This is a genomic window from Paenibacillus peoriae KCTC 3763 (assembly GCF_000236805.1).
Lineage (GTDB): Bacteria > Bacillota > Bacilli > Paenibacillales > Paenibacillaceae > Paenibacillus > Paenibacillus peoriae.
The window spans coordinates 1-4,107 of the sequence record NZ_AGFX01000019.1; the positions used below are offsets into that span (position 1 = coordinate 1).

The 4,107-nt window shown below is 50.2% G+C and carries 4 protein-coding genes; 1 reads left to right on the plus strand and 3 read right to left on the minus strand.

Annotated elements, in window-relative coordinates:
* Window positions 1-467 (minus strand): glycoside hydrolase family 3 N-terminal domain-containing protein (locus KQI_RS26855; protein WP_010347237.1); only part of this gene is annotated, 467 nt, incomplete at its 3' end.
* A 530-nt stretch (window positions 468-997) separates the two neighbouring features.
* Here KQI_RS26855 and KQI_RS0113160 point away from each other — a divergent pair.
* Entirely contained in the window at window positions 998-2,038 is a 1,041-nt protein-coding gene (locus KQI_RS0113160; RefSeq protein WP_010347238.1) for a LacI family DNA-binding transcriptional regulator, read from the plus strand.
* A gap of 116 nt (window positions 2,039-2,154) precedes the next feature.
* On the opposite strand, the gene pgmB is transcribed toward KQI_RS0113160, so the two are convergent.
* A complete protein-coding gene (gene pgmB, locus KQI_RS0113165; protein ID WP_010347239.1) occupies window positions 2,155-2,796 on the minus strand; it encodes a beta-phosphoglucomutase in 642 nt (213 codons plus the stop codon).
* A gap of 48 nt (window positions 2,797-2,844) precedes the next feature.
* Entirely contained in the window at window positions 2,845-4,044 is a 1,200-nt protein-coding gene (locus tag KQI_RS0113170; protein WP_241763913.1) for a glycoside hydrolase family 3 protein, read from the minus strand.
* Window positions 4,045-4,107: the final 63 nt, after the last annotated feature.

Sequence of the window (4,107 nt, forward strand, 5' to 3'; positions counted from 1 at the left end):
TTGGTAATCGGGTTGCGGAAGTTGTAGTCGATATCGATAATCGGTGCGAACGACCAGTTGCAGCCGACCGCAGCTCCTTCCCTGCCACACACCAGACCCAGCTTGTAGGCCATCTCATCGTCATCAGTGGCGGCCACCTGCATAACCGATCCGATGGTCGTGCCTTCCTCGGCGATGCCCGAACCGCCCTTCTCCAGATTGGCCGCGATCAGCATCGGGATCTTGGCGTTCTGCTGCAACGTTTGGACTGTATTCACAATATCGCCGGCAGGCATAGGACGACACATCAGCCCTCCGGCGTAGTATTTTCCGGCCAATTGCTGCAAATACTCCTCTTCATCGGAGTAGCCGACCAGACAAAACAGCTGCCCGACCTTCTCGTCCAATGTCATCTCTGCGATCTTCCGCTCCACCCAAGCAATGTCTTCATCCGATAAATAAAACGGTTTTGCTTTCAAATTGACCATGTTTCTCAGACTCCTTTAGAAATATAATTTTTGTGACATCCCAGCGAACTGTATGCCCAACCGAATATACTGTTCCGGCGGTGCTTCGTTCGCCTCCAACAAATTCAGACACCTCCTAAAGGCAATTGGCTCGCAGGTCCGACCTCCAATGTAGAAGCGCTTCCACATTGGAAATAACAAAACACTTGTCAAATAAACGTTTCGCTATTTTCCGATCCTCCGCTTTCGAGCCATGCCTCATTTCAGCCGGCAGACAATATAGAAGCGCTTCCACATTTGCTAAATCTCGTTGTTATTAATCTGCCTACCCGATTAACCAATATGATTACGTAAAGCGCTTTCACAGATTATACATTGGAAGCACCTTCTATTCAATCCAAAAATCATTACCAAAACAAGTTTTTTTCGAAAAGGTATCGAATTGACTTGGCTTCGTCCATTATGTTAAGTTAAATTCGAGAAGCGCTACCATATGTTCGGTATGCCTCTGCTTCTCGAATACGTAAAGTCTTGCATTGTGGGGATAAATTATGAAAGTCTCAATATATGATGTAGCTCACTTAGCCGGAGTTTCGATCTCCACGGTCTCCCGAGTGCTGAACCGAAGCGGTTACGTGAGTAGTAAAACCGAAAAAAAAGTCACCGACGCGATGAACAAACTGAACTTCGTTCCCAATGTAGTTGCCCAAAATTTGGCCAATAACGAAACTAAATTAATTGGCCTGTATTTTTCTATGCCCCTTGATTCTACCCGGTCCTTATACAGCACCTATCTTCTGGAGTTCATCAATGGAGTTAATTCCGTCCTGGTTCAGAACGGTTTTCACCTTCTCTTAATCAATGAAACGAACGAAGCCGACCGGATTTTGTCGAATCAAATTCCCCCGCAATACTATGCTTTTATCAAGCAGAAACGGATTGACGGACTCATTTTGGGAACCACCCCCGTTGTGTGCTCTCCCTTGTTTGAACTGCTTACCTTGAAACTCCCTATCGTCTATATCGGGGAGAAGCTGTTTGACCAGGCCGGAATGAACGTTTATGCGCGTTATAAGCAGTATCATCGCGAGATACTGGACTATTTTTACGAACGCAACCATAGGAGAATTGCGGTGCTTACCATGGAAACGGCCCCAATAGAGCCGGTAATCCGCGATTTTGAAGCAGAAAACAGCGGCGATGATTTGATCGTTAAGCACTTTACTTATACCAGTGATTTGAAATCCTATCTGGAATTAATAGGAACGATTTTTTCGCAATCCGACGACAAACCGACTGCCCTGCTTCTCGATGATATAACCAAAGCTCAGCAAACGATTAATTTCCTCAATAATTTGGGTCTTGATGTGCCGAACGACGTTTCCCTTATCACCATCGAGCACAGCAAGAACGACGGGAACCAATGTGTTCCCGCCGTAACTAGCGTTTATGTGCCCGTTTATCGGATGGCTGTGGAAGCGGCCACCCTGCTGTTTGAATATTTCCAAGGCAAGCAAGAGGCCAACCGGGAGATTATCGTCACCCCTTCGATCATTGAACGGAATTCCGTGAAGACATTATCCTTGACCTAAAACAGGCTGGACAAACCCTTGCCCCAAGCAAAAAAGAGGCGCTGTTGAGACAGCGCCTCTGGCATGGACTGGCATGTTTTTTTTAATGTAGCATTACGAAGCTTCTTTCTCTCTATTTACACATAAAGCAATACATCCTCTATCGTCTCCAACGAATAATCCGCTTCCTTGCAGCTCCGCGCCTCGCCGATGGCCGCTGCCGCCATGCCGCCGCGTTTGGCGGCAATGACTCCCGCCTCTGCGTCCTCTACGACAAGACAGGCCGCAGGCGGAATGTCCAGCTTGGCGGCAGCCAGCAGGAATACCTCCGGGTCCGGTTTGCTGTGTACAATTCCGTTCCCATCCGCAACCGCATCGAAATAACCGGACAAGCCGATTCGCTCCAGAATCACCGGCGTATTTTTGCTCGATGACCCGATGGCGATTGGGTATCCCCGCTCGCGGAGAGCGGATAAGGTTTCCAGCACTCCCGGCAGCATATCGTTTTCGTTTAGTTGTCCCAACAAGATGCGGTAAACCTCGTTTTTGCGTTCAGCCAGCTCACGCTTCTCCTCTTGCGTATAACTCTTTTTTGCCTTTTCCAGGATAATCTCCAGACTTTCCATGCGGCTGACACCGCGGAGCCGGTGATTAATCTGTTCGTTAAATTCAATCCCCTCTTGCTCGGCGAGCTTAGACCATGCCAGAAAATGATAACGATCCGTCGATACGATCACGCCGTCCAGATCAAAAATCACCGCTTGGTACCGCTTGTTCATTATGCCTTCTTCCTCCTATCCGTATTATCTCTATATAATGCCAGCAGATTAGAGCTTGGCGTCCCATAGGCCGCAGAAGGCGTCAACCGGACTCGTCCCCTTGAACTCCGATCGTCCCATCAGCTTGTCGATCAGTGCCTGCAGCACATTGTCGTTCGAATTGTAGGCGTTTATATAGGTCTTCACCCGCGGTACATCCAACAGGTGGTACGGATTTTCGATCGAAACGAACAAAGTTGGAATGGAGGTCATGAAGGTCGGCACGTTCGCCCCCATCGGCTGTTTCCACTCGATGCGAACGACCGTCTGATTGCTTTTGGTGACCATATTGGCCAGATAGATGATCAGATCATACTTGCCGATCATCTCGTTTTGTGAGCTCATCATGCCTTCGAAGCCGGGATTCACCTCAAAGGTAGTAATCTCAAACCCTTCGTCCTTCAGCTTCTCTTTAAACAGATCGGCGGCTCCGACTCGCGCGCTGTAAGACACGCCCTGCTGGGATTCGATATCGTAGAACAGCACCCGCTTGTATTTGTCGGGATGAATCGGCAGAACTCCTTCCTCTTCTTTAACGAGGGTAACTGCCTTATCTGCGCACTCGATCGCCCATTGCCGGTGTTCTTCCGTACCCAACATCTTGAGCGCTTCCTCCAGCTTAGGCACGAGCGTGCCCTCCGCTTGCTTGCGGTGCAGCTTCAACGCCGCTTTCAACCCCAAAATCCGGGTCAACGCTTCATGCAGGCGCTCCTCCGTAATCGTCCCGTTCTCAATGCCCTGCTTCATGTAGCCGAAATCCTCTTCCAGGCTGCGGCAGAACAAGAACATATCACAGCCTGCGGCGATCGCCCGCGGAACGGCTTGCGATCTTGGCATCGAAATCATCATCCCCGCCATCGTAGAAGCGTCCGTCACCACCAGGCCGTTAAAGTCCAGCTGTTCCTTCAGCAGCTTGGTAACCAATTCATGGGATAAGGAGGCCGGCAAAATCTCATGATCCTGCAGCGCCGGATTCAGCTTGCGGCTGTAGGCCGGCTGCAGGATGTGACCGATCATCACCGTCATGGCGCCTTCCTCAATGCAGGCTTTGTACACGGCGCCGTAAGTGGCATCCCATTCCTCGCAGGACAAGGAGTTGATGCTTTCCACCAGATGCTGGTCCCGTTCGTCGACCCCATCGCCCGGAAAGTGTTTGATGGAAGCGGCAACGCCGCTTTGCTGCACGCCTTTCACATACTGGATGCCCATGCGGCGAACCCGCTCCGGATCGGAGCCGAACGTGCGCGTATTGGTAATCGGGTTGCGGAAGTT

Bases quoted from the DNA above. Each gene is read 5' to 3' on its own strand.
- KQI_RS0113160 (WP_010347238.1), top strand. From the start codon at position 998: ATGAAAGTCTCAATATATGATGTAGCTCACTTAGCCGGAGTTTCGATC.
- pgmB (WP_010347239.1), bottom strand. From the start codon at position 2,796: ATGAACAAGCGGTACCAAGCGGTGATTTTTGATCTGGACGGCGTGATC.
- KQI_RS0113170 (WP_241763913.1), bottom strand. From the start codon at position 4,044: ATGGGCATCCAGTATGTGAAAGGCGTGCAGCAAAGCGGCGTTGCCGCT.